At 67.3% G+C, this 25993-nt stretch carries 22 protein-coding genes and 1 pseudogene; 6 read left to right on the forward strand and 17 right to left on the reverse strand.

Annotated elements, in window-relative coordinates:
• Nucleotides 1-160 precede the first annotated feature (160 nt).
• From glmM to WS62_RS30285, 4 genes are all read right to left on the reverse strand, one after another.
• The gene (glmM, locus tag WS62_RS30270) at nt 161-1519 is read right to left on the reverse strand and encodes a phosphoglucosamine mutase (RefSeq protein WP_066578936.1); all 1359 of its coding nucleotides are present in this window, start codon (nt 1517-1519) and stop codon (nt 161-163) included.
• Between the two features lie 25 nt (nt 1520-1544).
• Nucleotides 1545-2351, reverse strand: a complete 807-nt coding sequence (folP, locus tag WS62_RS30275; protein ID WP_231748458.1) for a dihydropteroate synthase — start codon at nt 2349-2351, stop codon at nt 1545-1547.
• Between the two features lie 186 nt (nt 2352-2537).
• Nucleotides 2538-4424 carry an ATP-dependent zinc metalloprotease FtsH gene (gene ftsH, locus WS62_RS30280; RefSeq protein WP_066490536.1) on the reverse strand — a complete coding sequence of 629 codons (1887 nt, stop codon included), beginning with the start codon at nt 4422-4424 and terminating at the stop codon, nt 2538-2540.
• 166 nt (nt 4425-4590) lie between these two features.
• On the reverse strand, nt 4591-5253 hold the full coding sequence (locus WS62_RS30285) for an RlmE family RNA methyltransferase (protein ID WP_066490534.1): 663 nt from the start codon (nt 5251-5253) through the stop codon (nt 4591-4593).
• Between the two features lie 193 nt (nt 5254-5446).
• Here WS62_RS30285 and WS62_RS30290 point away from each other — a divergent pair, with 193 nt between their 5' ends.
• Nucleotides 5447-6001, forward strand: a complete 555-nt coding sequence (locus WS62_RS30290; RefSeq protein ID WP_066578942.1) for a YhbY family RNA-binding protein — start codon at nt 5447-5449, stop codon at nt 5999-6001.
• A gap of 85 nt (nt 6002-6086) precedes the next feature.
• On the opposite strand, the gene WS62_RS30295 is transcribed toward WS62_RS30290, so the two are convergent.
• The 6 genes from WS62_RS30295 to WS62_RS30320 all read right to left on the reverse strand — a co-directional run bounded on the left by WS62_RS30295 (nt 6087) and on the right by WS62_RS30320 (nt 13756).
• Complete coding sequence (locus WS62_RS30295) at nt 6087-6590, reverse strand: DUF4149 domain-containing protein (RefSeq protein ID WP_066578944.1); 504 nt, start codon at nt 6588-6590, stop codon at nt 6087-6089.
• On the reverse strand, nt 6590-7066 hold the full coding sequence (greA, locus tag WS62_RS30300; protein WP_066490528.1) for a transcription elongation factor GreA: 477 nt from the start codon (nt 7064-7066) through the stop codon (nt 6590-6592). The genes WS62_RS30295 and greA overlap by 1 nt, the downstream gene beginning before the upstream one ends.
• A 118-nt stretch (nt 7067-7184) precedes the next feature.
• Nucleotides 7185-10451 carry a carbamoyl-phosphate synthase large subunit gene (gene carB / locus WS62_RS30305; RefSeq protein WP_066578947.1) on the reverse strand — a complete coding sequence of 1089 codons (3267 nt, stop codon included), beginning with the start codon at nt 10449-10451 and terminating at the stop codon, nt 7185-7187.
• Nucleotides 10452-10505: 54 nt separating this feature from the next.
• The gene (leuE, locus tag WS62_RS30310; protein WP_066578950.1) at nt 10506-11165 is read right to left on the reverse strand and encodes a leucine efflux protein LeuE; all 660 of its coding nucleotides are present in this window, start codon (nt 11163-11165) and stop codon (nt 10506-10508) included.
• 33 nt (nt 11166-11198) lie between these two features.
• Nucleotides 11199-12344 (reverse strand): glutamine-hydrolyzing carbamoyl-phosphate synthase small subunit, encoded by a 1146-nt coding sequence (gene carA / locus WS62_RS30315; RefSeq protein WP_066578953.1) that lies wholly within the window; start codon nt 12342-12344, stop codon nt 11199-11201.
• 389 nt (nt 12345-12733) lie between these two features.
• Nucleotides 12734-13756 (reverse strand): AraC family transcriptional regulator, encoded by a 1023-nt coding sequence (locus WS62_RS30320; protein ID WP_066578955.1) that lies wholly within the window; start codon nt 13754-13756, stop codon nt 12734-12736.
• 349 nt (nt 13757-14105) lie between these two features.
• On the opposite strand from WS62_RS30320, the gene WS62_RS30325 reads away from it, so the two are divergent.
• A complete protein-coding gene (locus WS62_RS30325) occupies nt 14106-15248 on the forward strand; it encodes a DUF6670 family protein (RefSeq protein WP_066578956.1) in 1143 nt (380 codons plus the stop codon).
• 130 nt (nt 15249-15378) lie between these two features.
• On the opposite strand, the gene WS62_RS30330 is transcribed toward WS62_RS30325, so the two are convergent.
• The 3 genes from WS62_RS30330 to gloB all read right to left on the reverse strand — a co-directional run bounded on the left by WS62_RS30330 (nt 15379) and on the right by gloB (nt 19319).
• A complete protein-coding gene (locus WS62_RS30330; protein ID WP_066578978.1) occupies nt 15379-16617 on the reverse strand; it encodes an MFS transporter in 1239 nt (412 codons plus the stop codon).
• 138 nt (nt 16618-16755) lie between these two features.
• Nucleotides 16756-18345, reverse strand: coding sequence for a transglycosylase SLT domain-containing protein (locus WS62_RS30335; protein WP_066578984.1), 1590 nt, complete (start codon nt 18343-18345; stop codon nt 16756-16758).
• A gap of 152 nt (nt 18346-18497) precedes the next feature.
• Nucleotides 18498-19319 carry a hydroxyacylglutathione hydrolase gene (gene gloB / locus WS62_RS30340; protein WP_066578960.1) on the reverse strand — a complete coding sequence of 274 codons (822 nt, stop codon included), beginning with the start codon at nt 19317-19319 and terminating at the stop codon, nt 18498-18500.
• A gap of 20 nt (nt 19320-19339) precedes the next feature.
• On the opposite strand from gloB, the gene WS62_RS30345 reads away from it, so the two are divergent.
• From WS62_RS30345 to dnaQ, 3 genes are read left to right on the forward strand one after another with little or no spacing between them, the layout of a single operon-like run.
• Nucleotides 19340-20152: a class I SAM-dependent methyltransferase gene (locus WS62_RS30345; RefSeq protein ID WP_066578965.1), complete on the forward strand. Its 813-nt coding sequence runs from the start codon at nt 19340-19342 to the stop codon at nt 20150-20152.
• The gene (rnhA, locus tag WS62_RS30350) at nt 20149-20595 is read left to right on the forward strand and encodes a ribonuclease HI (RefSeq protein ID WP_066578968.1); all 447 of its coding nucleotides are present in this window, start codon (nt 20149-20151) and stop codon (nt 20593-20595) included. The genes WS62_RS30345 and rnhA overlap by 4 nt, the downstream gene beginning before the upstream one ends.
• Nucleotides 20596-20652: 57 nt before the next feature.
• Complete coding sequence (dnaQ, locus tag WS62_RS30355; protein ID WP_066578970.1) at nt 20653-21375, forward strand: DNA polymerase III subunit epsilon; 723 nt, start codon at nt 20653-20655, stop codon at nt 21373-21375.
• Nucleotides 21376-21501: 126 nt separating this feature from the next.
• Here dnaQ and WS62_RS30360 read toward each other — a convergent pair whose 3' ends face one another.
• Nucleotides 21502-21834, reverse strand: a complete 333-nt coding sequence (locus WS62_RS30360; protein WP_010121404.1) for a YnfA family protein — start codon at nt 21832-21834, stop codon at nt 21502-21504.
• A gap of 531 nt (nt 21835-22365) precedes the next feature.
• Here WS62_RS30360 and proP point away from each other — a divergent pair.
• Complete coding sequence (gene proP / locus WS62_RS30365; protein WP_066578972.1) at nt 22366-23853, forward strand: glycine betaine/L-proline transporter ProP; 1488 nt, start codon at nt 22366-22368, stop codon at nt 23851-23853.
• A 236-nt stretch (nt 23854-24089) separates the two neighbouring features.
• On the opposite strand, the gene WS62_RS30370 is transcribed toward proP, so the two are convergent.
• The 3 genes and pseudogenes from WS62_RS30370 to WS62_RS37740 form a co-directional block, all read right to left on the reverse strand.
• A complete protein-coding gene (locus WS62_RS30370; RefSeq protein ID WP_066578975.1) occupies nt 24090-24719 on the reverse strand; it encodes a glutathione S-transferase family protein in 630 nt (209 codons plus the stop codon).
• Nucleotides 24720-24862: 143 nt separating this feature from the next.
• On the reverse strand, nt 24863-25744 hold the full coding sequence (locus WS62_RS30375; protein ID WP_066490751.1) for an alpha/beta hydrolase family protein: 882 nt from the start codon (nt 25742-25744) through the stop codon (nt 24863-24865).
• Between the two features lie 22 nt (nt 25745-25766).
• A pseudogene (locus WS62_RS37740) lies at nt 25767-25993 on the reverse strand (hypothetical protein); the annotation flags it as partial.

The following is a 25993-nucleotide window of genomic DNA, read 5'->3' on the forward strand; positions in this document are numbered from 1 at the left end:
TGAGTTGGCTGAGTTGGCGGAGTTGGCTGAGTTGGCTGAGTTGGCTGAGTTGGCTGAGTTGGCTGAGTTGGCTGAGTTGGCTGAGTTGGCTGAGTTGGCTGAGTTGGCTGAGTTGGCTGAGTTGGCTTCGGGCCCGGCTTCGGCCGCAAGCGCTGCGCGCTTACGCCGTCGCCTGCTTGACCGCGTTGGCGATCGCCTCCGCGTGGCGATTCGCGTCCGCGGCCTGCCGCGCCTCGACCATCACCCGGAGCACGGGCTCCGTGCCCGACGCGCGGATCAGCACCCGGCCGCTGCCCGCGAGCGCCTGCTCCGCGGAATCGATCGCGCGCCGGATCGCATCGCAGCCCTTCCAGTCGGCGCCCGGCTTCATCCGGACGTTGATCAGCTTCTGCGGAAACAGCGTGACGCCCTCGAGCATCTGCGCAAGCGTCTTGCCGCTGCGCTTCAGCGCCGCGAGCACGAGGAGCGCCGACACGATCCCGTCGCCCGTCGAGTGCCGATCGAGCGACAGGATATGACCCGAGCCCTCGGCGCCCAACTGCCAGCCGCGCTCGCGCAACTGCTCGAGCACGTAGCGATCGCCAACCGCCGCCCGCACGAACTGCACGCCCGCTTCTTTCAGCGCGACTTCGACGGCGAAATTCGTCATTAGCGTTCCAACCGCCCCCACGACATGGCCGTTAGTTGCAATGCGGTCCTGGACGAGCACGTACAGCAACTCGTCGCCGTTGTACAGCCGGCCGGCATGATCGACGACGAGCAGACGGTCCGCATCGCCATCGAGCGCGATGCCGAGATCAGCGTGATTCGCCCGCACCGCGCGCATCAGCGCGTCGGGCGCCGTCGCGCCGACGCCGTCATTGATGTTGAAGCCGTTCGGCGCAACGCCGATCGGAATCACGTCCGCACCGAGCTCATGAAACACGTGCGGCGCGACTTGGTACGCGGCGCCGTGCGCGCAATCGACGACGAGCTTCATGCCGCGCAGATCGAACGCGGCCGGGAACGTGCTCTTGCAGAACTCGATGTAGCGGCCGGCCGCGTCGTCAAGACGCCGCGCCTTGCCGAGTCCGTCCGACGGTGCGCAGTCGAGCGGCTTGTCGAGCCATGCTTCGATCGCCGCCTCCGTCTCGTCCGGAAGCTTGTTGCCGTCCGCCGAGAAGAACTTGATGCCGTTGTCGTGATACGGGTTGTGCGACGCGCTGATCACGACGCCCGCCGATAGCCGCAGTGCGCGCGTGAGATACGCGACACCCGGCGTCGGCATCGGGCCGGCAAGCATCACGTCGACGCCCGCCGCCGAAAAGCCGGCCTCGAGCGCGGCTTCGAGCATGTAGCCGGACACCCGCGTGTCCTTGCCGATCAGCACGGTCGGACGCGCGCCCGACGCAGCGCGCCCCGATGCGCTCGCGAGCACCTTGCCCGCCGCGTAGCCGAGCCGCAACACGAAATCGGGCGTGATCGGCGCCTCGCCGACCTTGCCGCGAATGCCATCCGTGCCGAAATAACGACGTCCCATGTAGAACCTTCCTCCTTGTTTCGACTTATGCTAACCGCGCGGCATCGCGCACGGCGCTCCATACTTTCAGTGCGTCGACGGTCGCCGCGACGTCATGCACGCGCACGATCGCCGCGCCCCGCTCGGCCGCGCAGACCGCTGCGGCAACACTCGCCGCAACGCGCTCCGGTGCCGGCTTGCCGATCAGCACGCCCAGCATCGACTTGCGCGACATGCCGGCAAGAATCGGATACGCGCGCCCGTCGGGCCGGACGGGCGCCGTCTCCGGCAAATGCGCGAGCAGCGCATAGTTGTGTTCTATCACCGACTTGCCAAAACCGAACCCCGGATCGACGCTGATACGCCGAGGATCGACGCCTGCCTGCACGAGCGCATCGGCCCGCTCGGCGAGAAACGCGCGCACGTCGGCGACGACGTCTCGATAATCGGGCTCATGCACCTGCATCGTCTGTGGCTCGCCCAGCATGTGCATCACGCAAAGGCCACACGTGCTGTCGCGCACGGTTTCGATCGCCCCCGGCTGACGCAGGCCCCAGATGTCGTTGATCAGATCGGCGCCCGCCGCGAGCGACGCGCGCATCACGGCCGGCTTGTACGTGTCGATCGACAGCGGCACGTTCATGCCGCGCAACGCCTCGACGAGCGGAATCACGCGCTCGAGCTCCTCGTCGAGCGGCACGGGCGGCGCGCCGGGGCGCGTCGATTCACCGCCGATGTCGATGATGTCGGCGCCTTCGGCGACCATCTGCTCCGCCTGCGCGAGTGCGGCGTCACGGTCGACGTAGCGGCCGCCGTCGGAGAACGAGTCGGGAGTGACGTTGAGAATGCCCATCACGAGCGGCCGCTCGAAGGTCAGCGTGAAACGGCCGCATTGCAACGGTTCGGGAATGGAAAAAGCGGGATCGGGATTGGGCACGAGCGGAGCGTCGAATCGAACGCGATGGAAAAGCGTCAGACAAGAATGCAAAACGGGCCGGTGTGACAGCCACACCAGCCCGTGAACGAAAGCCTTGATCGTTTATGCCGGCGCGGTGGCGTTGCCCGGCTTGACTTCGGCGCCGGACGAACCGCCCGACGGCGAATCGCTCGCCGGCGGCGCACTCTTCGGCGAACGCGGCGGACGTCCTTCCATGATGTCGTTGATCTGATCGGAGTCGATCGTCTCCCACTCCATCAGCGCGGCCGTCATCGCCTCGACCTTGTCGCGGTTTTCTTCAAGCAGACGGCGCGCAAGGTTGTATTGCTCATCGAGCACGTGGCGGATTTCCGCATCGACCTTCTGCTGCGTCGCCTCCGAGATCGTGCGCGTGAAGCCGCGGCCGAACGGGCTCGCATCGTTCTCGTCGTCGACGTAGACCATCGGTCCGAGCGCGTCGGTCATCCCGAAGCGGGCCACCATCGCGCGCGCGGTCTGCGTCGCCTTGTTGAAATCGTCCGACGCACCCGTGCTGATCAGGTTCAGGAACAGCTCTTCCGCCACCCGGCCGCCGAACAGGATCGCCAGGCGATCGAGCAGGTAATCCTTCGAGTACGTCTCGTTGTCATGCTCCGGCAGTTGCCACGTCACGCCGAGCGCACGGCCCCGCGGGATGATCGTGACCTTGTGGACCGGATCGGCCTTCGGCAGCAGCTTCGCGATCACCGCGTGGCCCGACTCGTGGTAAGCGGTCGCGCGCTTCGCTTCTTCGCGGATCACGGCCGACTTGCGCTCCGGCCCCATGAAGATCTTGTCCTTCGCGTCTTCGAAATCCTGCATTTCGACGATCCGCTTGCCGCGGCGCGCCGCGAAGAGCGCGGCCTCGTTGACGAGGTTCGCGAGATCGGCGCCCGAGAAGCCCGGCGTGCCGCGCGCGATGACCGCCGCGTCGACGTCGTTGGCGATCGGCACCTTGCGCAGGTGCACGCGCATGATCTGCTCGCGACCGCGAATGTCCGGCAGACCGACATAGACCTGGCGGTCGAAACGGCCCGGACGCAACAGCGCCTTGTCGAGCACGTCGGAGCGGTTCGTGGCGGCGATCACGATCACGCCGGAATTCGCCTCGAAGCCGTCCATCTCGACGAGCATCTGGTTGAGCGTCTGCTCGCGCTCGTCGTTGCCGCCGCCCATGCCGGCGCCGCGATGGCGGCCGACCGCGTCGATTTCGTCGATGAACACGATGCAGGGCGCATGCTTCTTCGCCTGCTCGAACATGTCGCGCACCCGGGCCGCGCCGACGCCGACGAACATTTCGACGAAGTCCGAACCCGAGATGCTGAAGAACGGCACCTTCGCCTCGCCCGCGATGGCGCGCGCGAGCAGCGTCTTACCGGTGCCGGGAGGCCCGACGAGCAGCACGCCGCGCGGGATGCGGCCGCCGAGCTTCTGGAATTTCTGCGGATCGCGCAGGAAGTCGACGAGCTCGGACACTTCCTCCTTCGCTTCGTCGCAGCCGGCGACGTCGGAGAAATTGACCGCGTTGTTGTTCTCGTCGATGAGCCGGGCGCGCGACTTGCCGAACGAGAACGCGCCGCCCTTACCGCCCCCCTGCATCTGTCTCATCATGTAGAACCAGAACACGATGATGAGCAGCGTGGGACCGAGATAATAGAGCGCGGAGACGAGCGCGTTCGGCTCGTCATCGGCCTTGCCGCTGACTTGCACGCCGTACTTCATCAGATCGCCGACCATCCAGATGTCGCCCGGCGACACGATCTGATATTTCTGACCATCTGCGGGAGTGACGGTGAGGTTGCGCCCCTGCACGATGACGTTCTTGACCTTGCCGTTCTTCGCGTCATCCATGAACTGCGAATAGGAGACGCCTTCCTGGACGCGGGGCTTGTCGAACTGCTTGAACACCGTAAACAGCACCAGTGCGATCACGAGCCACACTGCTGCCTTCGAAAACATATTGTTGTTCAAAGCACCACTCCTTCACTCATAGACGAGCGCCTACATTTGCCTTGCGGCGCCCCTCAGGCATTCTAATCCAGTCCGCAGCCCCTCGCCATAAGGATTCGCTACCGCGCCGATAGGCGCGCGGCACGACTGGCAAGGGCTCCGGCGCATCCTGCCGCGCCATGCCACTTCAGCGCAGCTGCTTTAGATGCCGACCCAAAATAAACGTTTCGGACGATTTGTCGCGGGAAGCTTTTGGCTTGCGCGGCGCCACCGTTTTAAATTGGTGCTTGAATTTCTCGACAATCTGGCTGTAGCCGCTGCCGTGAAAGCACTTCACTAAAAGGGCGCCATCCGGCTTCAGGTGATTTTGCGCAAATTCGAGCGCCAGATCGCAGACATGCTCGATGCGCGCCGCATCCGCGACCGCCACGCCGGACAGGTTGGGGGCCATGTCGGAAATTACAAGGTCGACCGGGCGTCCGGCGAGCAATTCCTCCAATTGGCGCAGCACGTCGTCGTCGCGGAAGTCGCCCTGGATGAAATGGACGTCGGCCACGGGCTCCATCGGCAGCATGTCGAGCGCGATGATCGTCCCGTCGATGCCGCCCTCGCGCACCGCGTCGCGCCGCTTGCCCTGCGCGAGCTTGTTGCGCGCGTACTGGCTCCAGCTCCCCGGCGCCGCGCCCAGATCGACGATCACCTGGCCCGGACGGATCAGCTTGTCCTGCTCGTCGATTTCCTTCAGTTTGTATGCCGCGCGCGCGCGATAGCCCTCCCGCTGCGCCATTTTGACGTACGGGTCGTTGATGTGGTCGTGCAACCAGGAATGGTTAAAGCGGTTCTTTGCCATGCGATGGAGAGATTACTGCCGATTGCTTCGTGAAGCCGCGCTTTTAGCGGATAATACGGCTCTTATTGGCGCGGCTTTCGGCCCCGACGGGCCCAAGCCGCGATTTTACGTGGTTTCGGCGCGCCGCCGCGGAAGAGCTTCGCCGCTTGCCCCGGTGGGTCCGCCTTCAATTTGATTCGAATTCCTCATTCCGATGCCCGCCCTTTCGCTTTCCCCCGCCGAGCGCTCCGCGCTGCGTTCCCAAGCCCATGCGCTCAAGCCCGTCGTGCTGATCGGCGCTGAAGGGCTCACCGACGCCGTGCTCGCCGAGATCAAGGTCCACCTCGTCGCTCACCAGTTGATCAAGATCCGCGTGTTCGGCGACGAGCGCGACGAGCGCGTCGCGATCTACGACGAAATCTGCGACCGTCTGAGCGCCGCGCCGATCCAGCACATCGGCAAGCTGCTCGTGATCTGGAAGCCCGAGCAGGCCGAAGAGGCGCCGCAGCGCGGCCGCCGCGGCGTGCCGAGCGCGCGCGAAGCCGCCCGCGCAGGCGCTCGGCAAGCAGCCGACGACGACCGCGCCGCGAAGGGCCGCGCGCCGCGCGTCGTCAAGGTGGTCAAGCAGTCACCGGACAAGCCGGTGCGCCGGCCGAAGCCGCAGCAGGTGCGCGTGCTCGGCAACGAGCGCGTGACGGCGGGCGGCAACGTCAAGCGTGCGAAGAAGCGCCAGTCTAGCGCGAAGCGCCAGCACCAGAACGGGAAGTGATCATCGTCGGGCTTGTCGCGCGGCCCGATCGGCCGCCGGCCGGCAAGCCCGCGCGCCGAACGAAGCGCGCAAGCGGCGCGCCGGCTCAGACGCGCCGTTCGTCGCCGAGCGGGCTCGCGTCGCCCTTCCCCGGCAGCCGCCAGATCAGCCATATGCCGAGCAGGCTCTCGACGAGATAGAAAAAGCTCGACACGCCGTGCAGGAGCGCGAAGCGCCCCGCATAGGCGGAATGGCCGACGTCGGCACCCGCCTCGAGCGCCGCGACCCGCAGCGCGTTCATGAACGGCTGCAGCGCGAAATAACCGATCAGCACGCAGCCGAGCATCGCCGCGAGCAGCAAGCGCAGCGGCCGATAGGCGTCGTGGCCGCGCCGCACAAGCAGATTCGACAAGCCGATCAACAGCACGCCGCACACCGCGCCGATCGTCGCCTCGATGCTGAAGAGGCGCGCGGCAACGGAGCCGGCCGTCATCCGCTCGAGCGTCGCGAACAGCACCGGTGCGACCGCATAGCCGATCGTCAGCAGACTGCCGACCCAGACGGTCGCCGGCAGGCGAAACAGCCGGTGCGGCGCGGCGGAAGCAGCCATCAGATGTACAGCACCGAAATGATCTCGTACTCGCGTACGCCACTCGGCGCCTGGACTGCCGCGACGTCGCCTTCGGACTTGCCGATCAGCGCGCGCGCAATCGGCGAGCTGACCGAGATCAGGCCGTGGTCGATGTCGGCTTCGTCATCGCCGACGATCTGGTACTTGACGGTGTTGCCCGTCTCGAGATCCTCGAGCTCGACCGTCGCGGCGAACACCACGCGGCCGTCGGCGTCGACGGCGGTCGGATCGATGACCTGCGCGGCCGACAGCTTCGATTCGATTTCCGCGATACGACCTTCGATGAAGCCCTGTTTTTCCTTCGCGGCGTCGTATTCGGCGTTTTCGGACAAGTCACCCTGCGCACGCGCTTCGGCGATCGCGTTGATGACGGCCGGTCGCTCAACCGACTTGAGGCGCTGCAATTCGTCGCGCAATTGATCTGCGCCACGCTTCGTCAACGGAATGGTGCTCATAAACGATTCAATAGCTAATAACGGCTATAAAAAAAATCACCGCGATTAAGCGCATTTCCGGAACACCGGAAACGCCGCTTAATCGCGGCACGTGTTGCTTCGACAGGTAACTGGAGGCTTAGTTTAGGCGACCATGCAGACCTTGTAAATCATAGACTTCCAAGTTCTTCAGGTAGCGAAGACCCTCCACCGCCGCGCGCGCGCCGGACATCGTCGTGTAGTACGTGACCTTGTGCGCCTGCGCGCTCATGCGGATCGAACGCGAATCGGCGATGGCCGCGCGCGTCTCGTCGACGGTCGTGAACACGAGCGCGATCTCGCCGTTCTTGATCATGTCGACGATGTGCGGGCGACCGTCCTTCACCTTGTTCACGACCTTCACCGGCACGCCCGCGGCCTCGATCGCAGCGGCGGTGCCGCGCGTCGCGACGAGCGGATAGCCGAGATCGTGCAGCATCCGCGCGACCTCGACCGCCTTCGGCTTGTCCGCGTCCATCACCGTGAGGAGCACCGTGCCCGACTCCGGCAGGCGCGAGCCCGCCGCGAGCTGCGACTTGAAGAGCGCTTCGCCGAACGTCGTGCCGACGCCCATCACCTCGCCCGTCGAGCGCATCTCCGGCCCGAGCACCGGGTCGACGGTCGGGAACTTGATGAACGGGAACACCGCTTCCTTCACGCTGAAGTACGGCGGCTCGACTTCCTTCGTCACGCCCTGCTCCGCGAGCTTCTGGCCGACCATCGCGCGCGCGGCGATCTTCGCGAGCGGCAGGCTCGTCGCCTTCGACACGTACGGCACCGTGCGCGATGCGCGCGGGTTCACTTCGAGCACGTAGATGATGTCCTCTTTCGAGCCATCCGCCGAATTTGCATCGGCAGGCACCTGCTGAATCGCGAACTGCACGTTCATCAGGCCGACCACGTTCAGCGCCTTCGCCATCGCGCCAGTCTGGCGCTTCAGCTCGGCGACCGTTTCCTTCGACAGCGAATACGGCGGCAGCGAGCATGCCGAATCGCCCGAGTGGACGCCCGCCTGCTCGATGTGCTCCATCACGCCGCCGATGAACACGGCATCGCCGTCGCAGATGCAGTCGACGTCGCATTCGATCGCGTCGTTCAGAAAGCGGTCGAGCAGCACCGGCGAATCGTTCGACACCTTCACCGCCTCGCGCATGTAGCGCTCGAGATCGCGCGGCTCATGGACGATTTCCATCGCTCGCCCGCCCAGCACGTACGACGGGCGCACGACGAGCGGATAGCCGATTTCGTCGGCGAGCGCGAGCGCTTCGTCTTCGGCGCGCGCGGTGCGGTTCGGCGGCTGGCGCAGGCCGAGGTCCTGCAAGAGCTTCTGGAAGCGTTCGCGGTCTTCGGCCGCGTCGATCATGTCGGGCGACGTGCCGATGATCGGCACGCCGTGCGCTTCGAGATCGAGCGCGAGCTTGAGCGGCGTCTGGCCGCCGTACTGGACGATCACGCCGACGGGCTTTTCCTTGTCGACGATCTCGAGCACGTCTTCGAGCGTCAGCGGTTCGAAGTACAGACGATCGGACGTGTCATAGTCGGTCGACACCGTTTCCGGGTTGCAGTTGACCATGATCGTCTCGTAGCCGTCCTCGCGCATCGCGAGCGCCGCGTGCACGCAGCAGTAATCGAACTCGATGCCCTGGCCGATCCGGTTCGGGCCGCCGCCCAGCACCATGACCTTCTTGTTCGTCGTCGGCTGTGCCTCGCACTCTTCCTCATAGGTCGAGTACATGTAGGCCGTCTTCGTCGCGAACTCGGCCGCGCACGTGTCGACGCGCTTGTAGACCGGGCGCACGTTCAGTTCGAGACGGCGTGCGCGCACGTCGCCGGGCGTCGCGCCGAGCAGCTTCGCGAGGCGGCGGTCGGAGAAGCCGCTCTGCTTCAGATAATGCAGCTCGTCTTTCGTCAGGCTCGCAAGCGTGCGGCCGGAGAGCGCCTTTTCCTTCAGCACGATCTGCTCGATCTGCTCGAGGAACCACGGATCGATCGCCGTCTCCTCGAAGATCTGCTCGCGCGACATGCCGACGCGGAATGCATCGCCGACGTACCAGATCCGGTCCGGACCCGGCTCGCCGATTTCACGGATGATCTCGTCGCGGCTCGTCGTCTTCTCGTCGAGGCCGTCGACGCCGACTTCGAGGCCGCGCAGCGCCTTCTGGAACGACTCCTGGAACGTGCGGCCGATCGCCATCACTTCGCCGACCGACTTCATCTGCGTCGTCAGGCGCGAATCGGCTTCACGGAATTTCTCGAACGCGAAGCGCGGAATCTTCGTGACGACGTAGTCGATCGTCGGCTCGAACGACGCCGGCGTCTGGCCGCCCGTGATCTCGTTCTTCAGCTCGTCGAGCGTGTAGCCGATCGCGAGCTTCGCCGCGACCTTCGCGATCGGGAAGCCCGTCGCCTTCGATGCGAGCGCCGACGAACGCGACACGCGCGGGTTCATTTCGATGACGACCATCCGGCCGTCCTTCGGATTGATCGCGAACTGCACGTTCGAGCCGCCCGTGTCGACGCCGATCTCGCGCAGCACCGCAAGCGACGCGTTGCGCAGGATCTGGTATTCCTTGTCGGTGAGCGTCTGCGCCGGCGCGACCGTGATCGAGTCGCCCGTGTGCACGCCCATCGGGTCGAGGTTCTCGATCGAGCAGACGATGATGCAGTTGTCGGCGCGGTCGCGCACGACTTCCATCTCGTATTCCTTCCAGCCGAGCAGCGACTCTTCGATCAGCAGCTCGCGCGTCGGCGACAGGTCGAGACCGCGCTTGCAGATCTCTTCGAACTCTTCGCGGTTGTACGCGATGCCGCCGCCCGAGCCGCCCAGCGTGAACGACGGACGGATCACCGACGGGTAGCCGCTGCCGCCCGTGGCCACCGCGATTTCCGCGTGCACCTTGAGCGCTTCGTCCATCGAGTGCGCAATGCCGGACTTCGCCGAGCCGAGGCCGATCTTCGTCATCGCGTCCTTGAACTTCTGGCGGTCTTCCGCTTTGTCGATCGCCGCGGGCGACGCGCCGATCAGCTCGACCGCGTACTTCTCGAGCACGCCGTGGTGATGCAGGTCGAGCGCGCAGTTGAGCGCGGTCTGGCCGCCCATCGTCGGCAGGATCGCGTCCGGGCGCTCCTTGTCGATGATGCGCTCGACGACTTCCCACGTGATCGGCTCGATGTACGTGACGTCCGCCGTGTTCGGATCGGTCATGATCGTCGCCGGATTGCTGTTGACGAGGATGACCTTGTAGCCCTCTTCACGCAACGCCTTGCATGCCTGCGCGCCCGAATAGTCGAACTCGCACGCCTGGCCGATGATGATCGGGCCGGCGCCGATGATGAGGATGCTGTTGATGTCTGTGCGTTTTGGCATGGCTCTTGGGATTCAAAAAATAATCGTTGATGCGCGATCGGCGGGCGGCGACGCTCAGCTCATCGTCGCGAGCGCGAGCTTCACGGAAAAGCCGACGAACAGGCCGCCCACGCCGCCCGACGCGCTCGCCGCGAGCTTGCGGCGGCGCCGGAAATGGTCGGCGAGACGCGCACCCGTGAAGATCAGCGTGCTCAGGTACAGCAAGCTCGCGAGTTGCGCGATCGCGCCCAGCACGACGAACGACAGCGCCGGATGCGCGTAGGCCGGATCGACGAACTGGATGAAGAACGAGATGAAGAACAGGATCGCCTTCGGATTCAGGAGGCTCACGACGAGCGCCTTTCGGAACGGCCGCTCGCCATCGACCGCGGGCGGCACGTCGCCGCCCACGTCCGCGCGCCGGGCGAGCTTGCGCCATGCGCCGCGCAGCATGCCGACGCCGATGTACAGCAGGTACGCGGCCCCGCCGTACTTGACGACCGAGAACAGCAGCGGGTTCGCCTTCAGCAGCGACGCGACGCCCGCGGCCGACAGCACCATCAGCACGGCGTCGCCGAGGAACACGCCGCACGCGGCCCGATAGCCGGTCTTCACGCCGCGCTGCGCGGCAAGCGACAGCACGTACATCGAGTTCGGCCCCGGCAGCAGGATGATGAACACCACTCCGAACACATAGGTCCAGAGATCCGTGATGCCGAGTGCGTGGCCGAACATGATGCGAGACTCCTTGATCGAAATGCGGCGGCGTCAGGCGCTGCGTGCCTTCGCCGCGTCCATCAGCGCGGTGAAGCGGTCGAACAGATAGCCGATGTCGTGCGGACCGGGCGACGCTTCCGGATGGCCCTGGAAGCAGAACGCGGGCTTGTCGGCCAGCTCAAAGCCTTGCAGCGTGCCGTCGAACAGCGACACGTGCGTCGTGCGCGCGTTCGCGGGCAACGAATCGGCGTCGACCGCGAAGCCGTGGTTCTGCGACGTGATCACGACACGGCCGTTCGCGAGATCCTTCACCGGATGGTTCGCGCCGTGGTGGCCCGTCTTCATCTTGAGCGTCTTCGCGCCGACCGCGAGGCCCATGATCTGGTGGCCGAGGCAGATGCCGAAGGTCGGCACGCCGCGCTCGATGAATTCCTGAGTCGCGGCGATCGCGTAGTCACACGGCTCCGGGTCGCCGGGGCCGTTCGACAGGAAGATGCCGTCCGGATTGAGCGCGAGCGCGTCAGCCGCGCTCGACTGCGCGGGCAGCACCGTCACGTGGCAGCCGCGCTCGGCGAGCATTCGCAGGATGTTGTATTTCACACCGAAGTCGTACGCGACGACGCGGTAGCGCGGCGCCTCCTGCATCCCGTAGCCGCTGCCGAGGCGCCATTCGGTCTGCTTCCACTCGAACGGCTTCGTCGTCGACACGACCTTCGCGAGATCCATCCCCGCGAGGCCCGGGAACGAGCGCGCGAGCGCGATCGCCTTCGCTTCGTCGTCGGAGCCCGTCAGGATGCAGCCGTTTTGCGCGCCCTTGTCGCGCAGGATGCGGGTCAGCTTGCGGGTGTCGAGGCCCGCGATCGCGACGACGCCTTCGTCGCGCAGGTAATCGCCAAGCGAGCGCTCCATCCGGAAGTTCGACGCGAGCGCGGGGAGATCGCGCACGATGAGGCCGGCGGCATGGACTTTCGTCGCTTCGACGTCTTCGGCGTTCACGCCGACGTTGCCGATGTGCGGATAGGTCAGCGTGACGATCTGGCGCGCATAGCTCGGATCAGTGAGGATTTCCTGATAGCCGGTGATCGCGGTGTTGAACACGACTTCGCCGATCGTATGGCCGGCCGCGCCGATCGAATAACCACGAAAGACCGTGCCGTCGGCGAGTGCGAGCAAAGCGGGAGAAAAAGACGGCAACACGGGGGGCTCCTTGGGGGACACCCTTGCCGCCGACCTGTCTATCCTGCCGCGCGCTTGCGGGCCGTGTGATGCATCACGGCGCGCGTGGGCGCTTGCGCGCGCGGGCTTGCGGTCGAGCGCGAAACGGCGCGCGCGGGCGCGGGTTTCGCGGCATCGCCTGCGTCAAGCGGCGTGCGGCGGACGAACGGGATGATGGAGGTAGGCGCTAGGGTGCGAGGTTGATTAGCACAAACTTTCAAATTATAGCGTGAAATTGGCCTTATCTTCAATCGGTCGGCGCACGTCGTGCGGGCTCGCGCCTGCCCGGGCGCCGGCGCGGCAGGCCTCGCCCACGCCTTCGCCGACCGCGGCGAACCGGCACGCGCCGCGCACGGCCCGCCCGCTCCGCGTCACGCGGACCGCCGAAATTCGTTGGGCGACATCGCCTTCCACCGCCTGAACGCGCGCGCGAACGCGGACGGCTCCGAATAGCCGAGCCGCTCCGAGACCTCCGCGACGGTCAATGTCGTGGTCGCGAGCAGCGCTTCGGCCAGCGTTTCGCGAATCTCGTCGACGACCGTCTCGTAATCCGTCCCCTCGTCCGCGAGCCGCCGCCGCAACGTGCGCGCGCTCACGCCAAGTTCCGCCGCGAGCGCCGTCATCGTCGGGCCGCGCGCCGGATCGCCCGCGAGGTGCCGGCGCACGCGCCCGGCCCAGCCTTCGCTGCGACGGCGGCGTTCGAGCACGCGCCGGCATTCGTCTTCGCAAAGCCGCCGCGTCAGCGAGTTGCGCTGCGGCAGCCTCACATCCAGACAACGCACGTCGACCGTCAACGCGTTTTCCTCCGCGCCGAACTCGGGCGACGCGTCGAACAGCGTTCGGAAGCGATCGGCATACGACGGCGCCTCCATCTTGAGCGCAAGGCGCTTGACCGGCAAGTTCGCCGCATCGAGATCGAACTGCAGCGTGATCAATGCGGCCACCGTGATTTCGACCAGCACGCCGCGCACGTCGCCGGGCAGGTCGCGGTCGTCGATCACGAGCGTCGCGTCTTCGCCGCGCGTGGTCGGCCGGATGTCGCAGAAGGTCGACGTCAACTGAAGATGGCGCAGTCCGACCGACACGGCGTGGGCGAATGTCGCGCTGCTCAGGAGCGCGAATCCCCAGATTCCGTAAGCGGTTGCGTGGCAGCGCCGGCCGACTTCAATACCGAGGGGGAAATCCGGCCCCAGAAACCGCATCAGATTGCGGACGATGTGCAACTCCTGTGCCGCGGCCACGGTGGCCTCCGGCCGATCGAGCAACTCTGGCGCGACGCCGCTGCCATCCAGACACTGACGTACGCCCAGTCCTTGCTCGACGCCTATGTCCACCAGCACGCGTGTCGTGTTGACGGGGCGAACGAAATCCCAGCGAGCGAGCTTGACCGTCAAGGTGGCCTCAAATGTCTAGAACACGCCCAATATGCCATTGCCCAATGTAACGTTCAATGCGATCTTTCCCGCACGGCCCAGGCCTCGACGACGGCCTGGCGGGCCGCCGCGCACCGTCGTTGCCCGCGCCACTGCCGCCGCCTGCGCGTCTGACGGCTACGGCGTCCGGCGGCGCATCGCGGCGCCCACGCCCGGCACTTTTCCCGGCATGCCAAACAACCGTGATTCGAGTTCACTGGCGCTCAGGAGACACAAGCTGCGCCACGGCAGCCAACCGGCTCGTTGTCCAGCCGGCAGTAGCTCGGCGACAACTCGAGTTAGAAGCAAATCGAAGATGTAAGGAGACGACATGAGCACCGCCATCGACACGAGCGCCTCCGCCGCGCCCGCGTTGCCCCTGATCGACAGCGCGCACCGTCACCGCGGCTGGCGCGGATTGCGCGGCTACGCGCTGGCCAAGGTGGCCATGCAGATTCTGCGGCCCGTCGAGCCATCCGTGCGCCACGGCCTGCCCGCGCCGACGATCTTTCCGCCGGACGGCGGCGCACGCCGGTTCGGCCTGATGCACTACGGCATCATGATTCCGGATTTGCCGGCGCCCCACCATTTCATGGCCAGCGCGATCATCCTCGGCAGCGCGGGCATGCGCGTGTTCGACACCGATTTCGCGGCCGCGCCGGGCGACGGCCCGCTGCAGACCGCGACGCTCGTGCACGGCACGGCGGCCGCCGTCGATCGTCACTTCACGCGCTATTCGATCCCGCGCGACGCGGAATGGCGCGCCGACGGCAGCCTGCTGCGCCTCGGCAAGGATCTGGAGCTGAGCGGCCGCTATCCGGAGTTCCTGCTGAAGAGCCGTCGCCAGGGCTTCGCGGTCGATCTGTCGCTGACGGCCACAGGCGACGTCACGTGGTTCGCGAAAGGCCTCTTCTATGAACACATCGCACTCGTCACCCGCTATCGGGGCACGATCGAGCACGAAGGCGCAGCGACCGAGGTGTCGGGCCTCTGCACCTATGAATATGCGCGCGGCACGTCGCCGTATCTGCTCTACAACCGCTTCCTGCCGAAAGCCGCCAAGCTGCCCTGGGACGTGTTCAGCTATCAGGTGATCGATCTCGACGCCGATACGCAGTTGCTGCTCGCGCACGTCCAGGTCGACGGCCATCCGGCGTTGACGAGCGCGTATCTGCGCATCGTCGGCCAATGCGCGCACCGGCTCGACGCCGATGTCCATTTCCGGGTGCTGAGCACGCAGGCGCGGCCGGCCGTCGCGCCGGACGGCTCCGAGATGCGGCTGCCCGAGACATTCGCCTGGCGCGTGCGCGACCGGCAAGGCCGCAATCTGTTCGCCATCGACGCGACGGTCGACACGCCGATGCTGTTCGGCATCGGCACGGGCTACGTCGGCGGCTATCGCTGGGAAGGCGAGCGTGACGGCCGGCCGGCGAGCGGACGCGGATACGTCGAGTACGTCGACCAGCGCAGATGAAGCGCGCGACGCCGCCGACGCGCAGTCGCGGCCGCAGAAAGACAAACGCGCGACATCTCGCGCGCCTTTCGCCGCCGCGATCCGGACCGGCACGCCACTTCGCCCGCGCCGTGCGCGGCCGATGCGCGCGTCAGCCCGCGCGCCGCGCCGACTTGTCGAGCGCGCGGTCGGGCAGCACGTACCAGACCGCGCTCGCGATCTGCAGCGCGACGAGCACGCCCCACGCGGTCAGGTGCGCGCCCGCCGGATAGTGCCCCGCATGCGTCGGCCACCGCGACAGCACCGCGCCCACACCGACCTGGAAGCCGAAGATCAGGACGAAGATGACGAGCGTGAGCGTCGTGTTCGCGCGGCCGATCAGATGAACGGGGAAGTATTCGGCGAGCACCGCGTAGCTCAGGATGCCGACGCCGCCGAACACGCCGTACGCTGCCCACAGCACGACGGCGGGCAGCGGCGCGCGCAGCATGATCGCGAGTTGCGTCGCGACGAAGAGCGCCATTCCCACGCCGCAGAACGCGTACAGCGACACGCCGCGCCGCTCGAGCCCGCGCGCCGCCGCGCCGAAGCCGACGCAGCCCGCCATCATCGCGAAGCCGAGCACCGACACGAGCGCGGCCGCGTCGCGCGGCGCGAAGCCGCTCACGTCGCGCAGGTACGCGCCGACCCATAGCGACTGCATCGCATAGAACACGCCCTGCGTGACGACCGAGAACGACGCGATCTTCCAGAACGTGCGGTCCGCGATGATCCGCCAGGTGCCGGCGAACTGCGCGGCGACGCTCGCGTTTTGGCGGCCCTGCTCCGCTTCGGGCGCGAACGCCCACAAAGCGGCCGCGACCGCCACCGTGAACGCGCCGAGCCCCGCGCACACCGCACGCCAGCCGGCGAAGCCGAGCAGCCATGCGAGCGGCGAGCCGACCGCAACGCCGCCCAGGCCGCCCACCGCCATCACGAAGCCGTTCAGGAGCGGCAGCCGCGCGACCGGGAAATGCTGCGCGAGCGCCTTGAACGCGCCGCCGAGGCACACCGACACGCCGATGCCGATCAGAAGCCGCCCGGCCATCATCGTGCCGACGTCGTGCGCGGCGCCGAACACCCACGCGCCCGCCGCCGCGACGAGCAACAGCGCGGCGCTGACGCGGCGCGGACCGTAGCGGTCGAGCAGCACGCCAGCCGGAATCTGCGCGCACGCGAAGCCGAGGAAATAGAGACTCGTCAGCAGGCCGAGGTCGGCGGCGGACAGGCCGAGGTCACGCGTGATGAGCGGCGCGAAGCCGAGATTCACGCCACGAAAGACGTACGAAACGAAATAGCCGATCGCGAACAGTGCGAACACGCGAAATTGCACAAGGGACATCTTGATCACCGATGACGCGCCCGGCCGGCGAATCCACGGCAAAGCGCACAAACGAAAACGCCGTCACCCAGGTGACGGCGTCCGGCGATGATAGTCGATTGCGCGACGGGGATCGGAAAGCCCCCGCGGCACGCACGCCATTTCGTCTTACTTTTTCTTTGCCTTGTGGCTCGCGGACTTCGCGGGCGCAGCCTTCGCGCTACTCTTCGTCGCGGCCTTCGCGGGCGCCTTCGCGGCGACGGGCGCCGCCTTGCGGCCGCGGCTCGCCTTGCCGCCCGTGCGCAGGCTCGCGCGCTCGATGCGGCCGCCCGAAACCGACGTCGCGATCCGCTCCGGACCCGGCTCGGCCGGCACCGCACGGCCGACCGGCACGTGCAGCACCATCGTTTGGCCCGGCATCACGACGGCACGGCGCGTGCGGTTCCACCCGCGAAGCTGCGCGACCGACACGCCGTAGCGGCTCGCAAGCGCTTCCATCGACTGCTTGCGGCGCACGCGGATCAGCATCTTGCGCGTATCCGGCACGTCCGGCTCCATCGCGAGCGCGCCGTTCTCGGCGACGTCCGCACTGATGTCCTCGTCGTCATCGTCGGTGCGCGGCACGACGATCGTCGAACCGGGCTTCAGGCGCATGCCGGCCGGAATCTTGTTCACCTGCATCAGCGTGTCCGCGTCGACGCCGATCTTTTCCGCGATCGCGGCGGGCCGCGAGCGCTCGGTCACCGTGTACGCCGTCCACGACGACAACTGGCCGTCGTACGACTTCAGGCCCTTCTCGAACGCCGTCGCGTTGTCGAACGGCAGCAGGATCTGCGGCTGCGTCGCGCCGAGGATCACGGGCTTCGAGAACGACGGATTGAGCGACTTGAATTCGTCGAGCGGCAGGTTCGCGAGCTTCGCGGCGACGGTCACGTCGATGTCGCGCGACGTCGTCACCGTCACGAAATACGGGTGGTTCGGGATATCCGGCAGCGTGAGGCCGTACTGCTGCGGATTCGCGATGATGTTCTTCACGGCCTGCAGCTTCGGCACGTAGTTGCGCGTCTCGTTCGGCATCCGCAGGCTCTGGTAGTCGGTCGGCAGGCCGGCCGCCTGGTTGCGCGCGATCGCGCGCTGCACGTTGCCCTCGCCCCAGTTGTACGCGGCGAGCGCGAGATACCAGTCGCCGAACATGTCGTGCAGGCGCGAAAGATAGTCGAGCGCCGCGCTCGTCGATGCGAGCACGTCGCGCCGCTCGTCCTGCCACATGTTCCGCTTCAGGTTGTACGTGCGGCCCGTGCCCGGCATGAACTGCCACATGCCGGCCGCCTTCGCGACCGACAGCGCCTGCGGGTTGTACGCGGACTCGATGAACGGCAGCAGCGCGAGCTCGGTCGGCATGTGGCGCGCCTCGAGTTCCTCGACGATGTGGTACAGGTACTTCTGCGAGCGCTCGGTCATCCGCTGCACGTAATCGGGGCGCTGCGTATACCACGTGGTCTGCATGTCGACGAGGTCGCTCTGCAGATCGGGCACCTGGAAGCCGCGGCGGATGCGCGCCCAGAGATCGCTGTCGGCGGTGGTCAGGTCGCCGACCGATTGCTTGTCGACGTCGACGGTTTCTTTCGCGGTGGCGGACTTGCGCAGGAAGGTCGAAGCGGCTTGCGGGTCGGAGGCCGCGGGATTTTGGGCGCTCGGCCCCGCGCCCGCGCACGCGGCGAGCGTCAGGACCAATAGCGCACTGAGGAGGAGTCGCATGAAAATCTCGGCTTCCAACGGCTGGAAATTGCAGGCGATAGTACGAAAGTGCGTGGTTCGCGTCAACAAAAACACCGAAAAAACCTGCTAAATCGGGTATTTGGGGCCGATTCTCCAGATTCTGGTTGAACTTGACCCGACAACCCTACGGGTTAACGAAAACGATTTTTCCACTCGCGCATCAGCGTGAACGCGGCGAGCCGGTCGGGCGCCGCCTCGTGCAGTTGCGTTTCGAGCGTCGCGCGGATCGATGGGCTGTCCGCGCGCAGGAACGGGTTCACCGCTCGCTCGTGCGCGATCGTCGTCGGCAGCGTCGGCTCGTTGCGCGCGCGGCGCGCGCTCGCTTCGTCGCGCCATGCCGCGAGCGCCGCGTTGTCCGGCTCGCACGCGAGCGCGAACCGGATGTTCGACAGCGTGTACTCGTGCGCGCAGTGCACGCGCGTGTCGCCAGGCAGCGCCGCGAGCGCGTCGAGCGACGCGAGCATTTGCGCGGGCGTGCCTTCGAAGAGGCGGCCGCAGCCGCACGAGAACAGCGTGTCGCCGCAAAAGAGATGCGGCGCGGCATTCGCCGGCCCCGCCGGGCCTGCGCCGGCCGCCTGGAAATACGCGATGTGGCCGCGCGTGTGGCCGGGCACGTCGATCACGTCGAATTCGAGCGCGGGCGATCCGATGCGCACGCGCTCGCCGCCCGCGAGGCGGCGCGTCACGTGCTCGATCGCCTCGTGCGCGGGGCCGAACACCGCGACGGATTCGCTGCCGCGCGAGGTCGCGAGCAACTCGGCCACTCCGCCGACATGGTCGCCATGATGGTGCGTGAGTAAAATAGCGGTCAGCCGCCAACCTCGCGCGTCGAGATAGCGGCGCACCGGGGCGGCTTCGCCCGGATCGACGGCGACCGCATCGCTGCCGTCCGACACGAGCCAGATGTAGTTGTCGTCGAATGCCGGCACCGGCACGTATTCCAGCTCGTTCATGGGCGCGCAACCACTGAGATATGTCTGACCGTTCGATTATAGACTGGCCCGCCTGGACCGACTCCCCGCCCGGGCGCTACGTGCTCGACTGGGAGCAGGCGCAGCTCGACCGCACCGTGTCCGACGTGTTCGGCTTCCACGCGCTGCAGCTCGGGCTGCCGCAGCTCGACACGCTGCGCGAGAACCGCATGCCGTGCCGCGGCCTCGTGCTCGATCCGGCGAGCGGCGCGAGCGCGCCCTATCACTATCCGTGGGCGCGCGAGGCGCACAGCGCCGAGCATGCGCCCGCCGGACGCAGCACCGTCTGGTGCGACCTGCTCGATCTGCCGTTCGAGTCGCAGAGCGTCGACCTGATCGTGATGCCGCACACGCTCGAATTCACATCCGATCCGCACCGGCTGCTGCGCGAAGCGGAGCGCGTGCTGATGCCGGAAGGCCAGCTCGTGATCACGGGCTTCAACTCGCTGAGCCTCTGGGGCGCGCGGCAGTCGGTCGGCAAGATGGCGAACCGGCCGTTCGTGCCCGCGACGCGCGACCAGATCACGTTCATCCGGCTGAAGGACTGGATCAAGCTGCTCGGCTTCGATCTCGAGCGCGGCCGCTTCGGCTGCTACCGGCCGCCCCTCGCCACCGACAAGTGGCTGTCCCGCTACGCGTTCATGGAGGCCGCCGGCGACCGCTGGTGGCCGATCTTCGGCGCCGTCTACATGGTGACGGCGATCAAGCGCGTGCGCGGAATGCGGCTCGTCGGCCCGATCAAGATGAAAAAGCCGGTGCTCGCGCCGGGCCTCACGCCCGCGGCCACCCCGACCACCCACCAAGAACATTCATGACGTTGCAAACCATCGACATCTATACCGACGGCGCCTGCAAGGGCAATCCCGGCCCCGGCGGCTGGGGCGCATTGCTGCGCTGCGGCACGCAGGAAAAGGAACTCTTCGGCGGCGAAGCCGGCACGACCAACAACCGGATGGAGCTCACCGCCGTGATCGCCGCGCTCGAGGTGCTGAAGCGCCCGTGCAAGGTGGTCGTCCACACCGATTCGCAATACGTGCAGAAAGGCATCAGCGAATGGATCCACGGCTGGAAGAAGAAAGGCTGGGTCACCGCCGCGAAGACGCCCGTGAAGAACGCGGATCTCTGGCAGCGGCTCGACGCGCTCGTCGCGCAGCACGACATCGAATGGCGCTGGGTGAAGGGACACGCCGGCCACCCGGAGAACGAGCGCGCGGACGCGCTCGCGAACCGCGGCGTCGAATCGCTCGATCGGGCATGAGCCCGCTCGCGCCCCCCCTTTTCGCTTCACGACTGACCCGAATCCCGTTTTTCAGACATGCGCCAGATCATTCTCGATACCGAAACCACCGGCCTCAACGCACGCGCGGGCGACCGCGTCATCGAAATCGGCTGCGTCGAGTTGCTGAACCGGCGGCTCACCGGCAACAACCTGCACTTCTACGTGAACCCCGGGCGCGACAGCGATCCGGGCGCACTCGCGGTGCACGGGCTCACGACCGAGTTCCTGAGCGACAAGCCGAAGTTCGCCGAAATCGTCGACGAGCTGCGCGATTTCGTCCGCGACGCGGAGCTCATCATCCACAACGCGCCGTTCGACCTCGGGTTTCTCGACGCCGAGTTCTCGCTGCTCGGCCTGCCGGCTTTCACCGACCACTGCGCAGGCGTGATCGACACGCTCGTGCAGGCGAAGCAGATGTTCCCCGGCAAGCGCAACTCGCTCGACGCGCTGTGCGACCGCTTCGACATCAGCAACGCGCACCGCACGCTGCACGGCGCGCTGCTCGACTCCGAGCTGCTCGCCGAGGTGTATCTCGCGATGACGCGCGGGCAGGAAAGCCTCGTCATCGACATGCTCGACGAAGGCGGCGACGCGCACCGCAACGGCGACGCGCCGCGGATGGCGTTCAGCGGGCTCGACCTGCCGGTGCTCGCCGCGACCGACGACGAGCTCGCCGCGCACGAAGCGCAGCTCGACGCGCTCGACAAGTCGGTCAAGGGCGCGTGCGTGTGGCGCAAGGAAGCGGGTAGCGAGGCTTGACGAGGTCGATGCCGCCGGAGGATCGGGAGCGAGCGCACGCATGCGAATGAGCGAATGAGCGAGTTCGCCCCGCCGCACGCGACGCATCGACACCACCCGGCACGCGCGGCGGCGTCGCTCTCGGCATCACCCGCGCGGCTGCAGCGCGATCACCGACATCCCGGCGAGCGCGAGCGCCGCGCCCGCCGCGTCCCAGCGCGACAGCGGCACACCATCGACGACCCGCAGCCACGCGAGCGCGACCGCGATATAGACGCCGCCGTACGCCGCGTAGGTGCGCGCGGCGGCGGCAGGATGCAGCGTCAAGAGCCACGCGAACAGCGCGAGCGACAGCGCCGCGGGCGCGAGCAGCCAGGCGGGCTTCCCCGCCTTCAGCACGAGCCACGGCAAATAGCAGCCGACGATTTCGGCGACGGCGGTCAATACGAAAAGCGCGGCGATCTTCGCGAGTGAAAGCATGTCGGGGGGGCGCGAAGCGCGCGTCGAAAACGCCGCGCAACGCCGCGGCAACGAGCGCGATGATACCCGAGCCGATGCCCGAAAAATCGGCACTCCCGCAGCAATTTGCACGATCCTCCGTCATCGTGCTATCATGTTCGCTGTTTAAACAGCCTACGTCTGCCATTTGTTTCGGTCACCAGATCGTTCGGCATTGCGCCGCAACAGGTCGCCCGAAATTTCGCTCACAAGAAAGCGCGCCTTCGGGCAGCTTTTTTCGTTTCAACGCCCTTGAAGGGCATCCAGCCGGCCGCGAACGCCACGCGATGCGCCGGTTCGTCGACCGCCCCGGTGCGGCGGCCTTTTCTCATGAGTGCGAGTGCGCGACGACCATCGGGTCCGCGCCGGATCGGCTTCCTTTTGGATTAAGCGTTTCATGCGCCCTTTCACGCTCGCGACCCTCGCTCGATCGCGAACCGCACTCTCCGGCAACCCGTGGCGAACCGCGCGTCCCCTCGCGCGATTCGGCCGCCGTCACAGGAGTTTTCGACCTTGACTGCAACACCCGCCCCTTCTACTTCGTCAATCGCGACCGCCGACGGCGCGTCTGCCGCCGCCCCGCACGACATCACCGTCGTCGACCAGGGCCTTCTGAAGCGCGCCGTCGGCGCGATGGCCCTCGGCAACGCAATGGAATGGTTCGACTTCGGCGTCTACAGCTACATCGCCGTCACGCTCGGCCAAGTGTTCTTCCCGTCGAGCAACCCGTCCGCGCAACTGCTCGCGACGTTCGGCACGTTCGCCGCCGCGTTCCTCGTGCGCCCGCTCGGCGGGATGGTGTTCGGCCCGCTCGGCGACCGCATCGGCCGCCAGCGCGTGCTCGCAATGACGATGATCATGATGGCGGTCGGCACGTTCGCGATCGGCCTCATCCCGAGCTACGACTCGATCGGCATCCTGGCGCCCGTGCTGCTCCTCGTCGCGCGCCTCGTGCAGGGCTTCTCGACGGGCGGCGAATACGGCGGCGCGGCGACCTTCATCGCCGAGTTCTCGACCGACAAGCGCCGCGGCTTCATGGGCAGCTTCCTCGAGTTCGGCACGCTGATCGGCTACGTGATGGGCGCGGGCGTCGTCGCGCTGCTGACGGCGTCGCTGTCGCACGATGCGCTCTTGTCGTGGGGCTGGCGCGTGCCGTTCCTCGTCGCCGGCCCGCTCGGCCTGATCGGCCTCTACATCCGGATGAGGCTCGAAGAAACGCCCGCATTCAAGCGTCAGGCCGAAGCGCGCGAAGCGCAGGACAAGGCGGTGCCGAAGACGCATTTCCGCCGGCAGCTCGTGCGTCACTGGCGCGCGCTGCTGTTGTGCGTCGGTCTCGTGCTGATCTTCAACGTCGCCGACTACATGGCGCTGTCGTACCTGCCGAGCTACCTGTCGTCGACGCTGCACTTCGACGAGGCGCACGGCCTCGTGCTGATCCTGATCGTGATGGTGCTGATGATGCCGATGACGCTCGCGACGGGCCGCCTGTCGGACGCGGTCGGCCGCAAGCCGGTGATGCTCGCCGGCTGCATCGGGCTCTTCGCGCTCGCGATCCCCGCGCTGCTCCTGATCCGCACCGGCGAAACGTCGCTCGTGTTCGGCGGCCTCTTGATCCTCGGCGCACTGCTGTCGTGCTTCACGGGCGTGATGCCGTCGGCTCTGCCCGCGCTCTTCCCGACCGAGATCCGCTACGGCGCGCTCGCGATCGGCTTCAACGTATCGGTGTCGCTGTTCGGCGGCACGACGCCGCTCGCGGCCGCCTGGCTCGTCGATGCGACGGGCAACCTGATGATGCCCGCGTACTACCTGATGGGCGCTGCCGTGATCGGCGCGATCTCGGTGCTCGCGCTGCCGGAGAGCGCGCGCCAACCGCTGAAGGGCTCGCCGCCTGCCGTCGCTTCGCATCGCGAGGCGCATGCGCTCGCGCGCGAAATCAGGCGCCGCGAGGCGGACGAGCGCGACGACAGCGGCTACGCGCCCGCCGCCGCGCTGCGTGCGTGAAGCCGAATACGCGAGAGCGTAGACACGCCATTCGATGATGGACCGCGGAGGCGGTCTCGCGACGCTCGATCGGCGTGGCGAGGCCGCCTCCGCGTTTTTGCGCTCGGCAATGGTCGGCCGGAACCGAGGTTCGCGGCGCTTCGTTCGGGGCCCGACGGCGAATATCGGGCGTCGAGCAACGGGCGGGGCGGATCATGCCCATGCGCTGCCGCGGCGCCCTGCCCGCGCCGCTCGATTCAATCGAGCGGCGTGCTCTCGAACTCCGGCAGCGCCTCCGCACGCGCGGACAGCGCGGCGAGCGCCGGATAGCGCGCCGGATCGATGCGCGCGAGATCCGGGTAGTCGTCCTTCATGAACTGCGTGAAGCGCCACGCCACGGCGACCGTGACGTCCGCCTGCGTGATCCGCTCGCCGACGAGCCAGCCGCTCGCGCCCGCGATACGCGCCTCGAGCGCGCCGTATGCGCCGTCGAGCTGGCCGAGCACGCGGTCGAGCCACGGCTGGTGCTGCTTGTCGCCCGGCCGCAGCCCATGCTCGTACACGACCTGCACCGTCTTTTCCGCCGCCGCGAGCGCGAGGCCCGTCAGCCCGAGCGCGCGCACGCGCGCCGGCGGATCTTCCGGCATCAGCCGCCGCTCGGGCGCGACAAGCCGATCGAGGTAATCGACGATCAGCGACGAATCGACGAGCATCGTGCCGTCGTCGATGAAGAGCGTCGGCGCCTTCACGACCGGATTGAGCAATTTGAACGCGTCGAACTGGCGAAACACCGACAACGAGCTGTGCTCGAACGGTAGACCGAGCAGCTTCGCCGAAATGGCGACGCGCCGCACGAACGGGGAATCCAACATGCCAATCAGCTTCATCGGGAATGCTCCGCTTGACGGGGGACTGTCGACTGTAGCGCGTCGCGCGCGCTTCGCCTAGCGGGAGCCCAAAAACGCGGGAACCGCGGGCACACGCTGCGCGCCGCCCGTGCAACCCGACGCAACGCGAACGCCCGCGCCGCTCACTGTTCGCGCAGCCACGCCGCGCCGAGCGGCCACAATGCGCGGTTGTCGTCGCGGAAATAGCCGAAATGGCCGATCGCGTGCTGCCTGCGATCCGGCGAGATCTCGCGGTGCTCGATCTGCGCGGTCGAATAGAAGCGGTGCAGCGCCTGCACCGCGGCGGGGGGCGCCATCCAGTCGTCGCTGACCGTGTACGCGAGAATCCGGCCGCGGTAGTCGCGGAAATGCTCGCGCAGCGGACGGCCCGCGCCGTCGACCAGATAGTCCGGATGGCGGCACCATCGCGCCCATTCGCGCACCACGCCGGACGGCAGATCGGCGCCGCCGCCCAATCCGAGACGACGCGTCGGCAGTTGCGACAGCACGCCGCCCAGCGCCGGCACGACGCCGAACCACAGCGGCGCGAGCATCAGCCGGCGCGGCCATGGCCAGAGCCGCCAGTAGCCGCTCGGACAGCAGATCGACAGCAGCGCCGCCGCGCGGCCGTTGTTGTGCGCGAGGCCGAACATCTGTCCGCCGACGCTGTGGCCGACCGCGAGCAGCCGCTGCGACGGCGCGCGCGCCGCGAGATGGTCGAGCGCGCCGGGCAGATCGGCTTCGCCCCAGTCGCGCAGCGTCGCCGTGTCGGCTTCGGACGGCGCCTTGCGCGAATCGCCGACGCCGCGGTAGTCGTAGGTCAGCACGGTGAAGCCTTCGCCCGCCAGGAAGCGCGCGTAGCGCTCGTAGAAGCCGCGCGGCACGCCGAGCGCGCCGTTCACGAGCACGCTGCGGCCATTGCTGGCCGCGGGCGTGCCCGGCGCATGGAAAGTCCCCGTCAGCAGTCGGCCGTCCAGCGCGGCAAACCGTGTCGTCTCGGCCGTGATCGGCGGTCGTTCGTGCATCGACATCCTCGCTATGGAGCGGCTATTGTGCAAGCGAACGCGATCGCCCGCCAGCCGCCCTCCGCACCGGCGGCGACGCGGCGGCGCGGCGGCGCGAATCAGAACCGGTTGCGGCGGTCTTGCCGGCCTCGTCGGTCACGCCGGTCTGACCGCGCTCGGCGGTGTCGGCGGTGTCGGCGGTGTCGGCGGTGTCGGCGGTGTCGGCGGTGTCGGCGGTGTCGGCGGTGTCGGCGGTGTCGGCGGTGTCGG

Origin of the sequence: Burkholderia sp. ABCPW 14 (genome assembly GCF_001523835.1) — a bacterium.
GTDB lineage: Bacteria > Pseudomonadota > Gammaproteobacteria > Burkholderiales > Burkholderiaceae > Burkholderia > Burkholderia mayonis.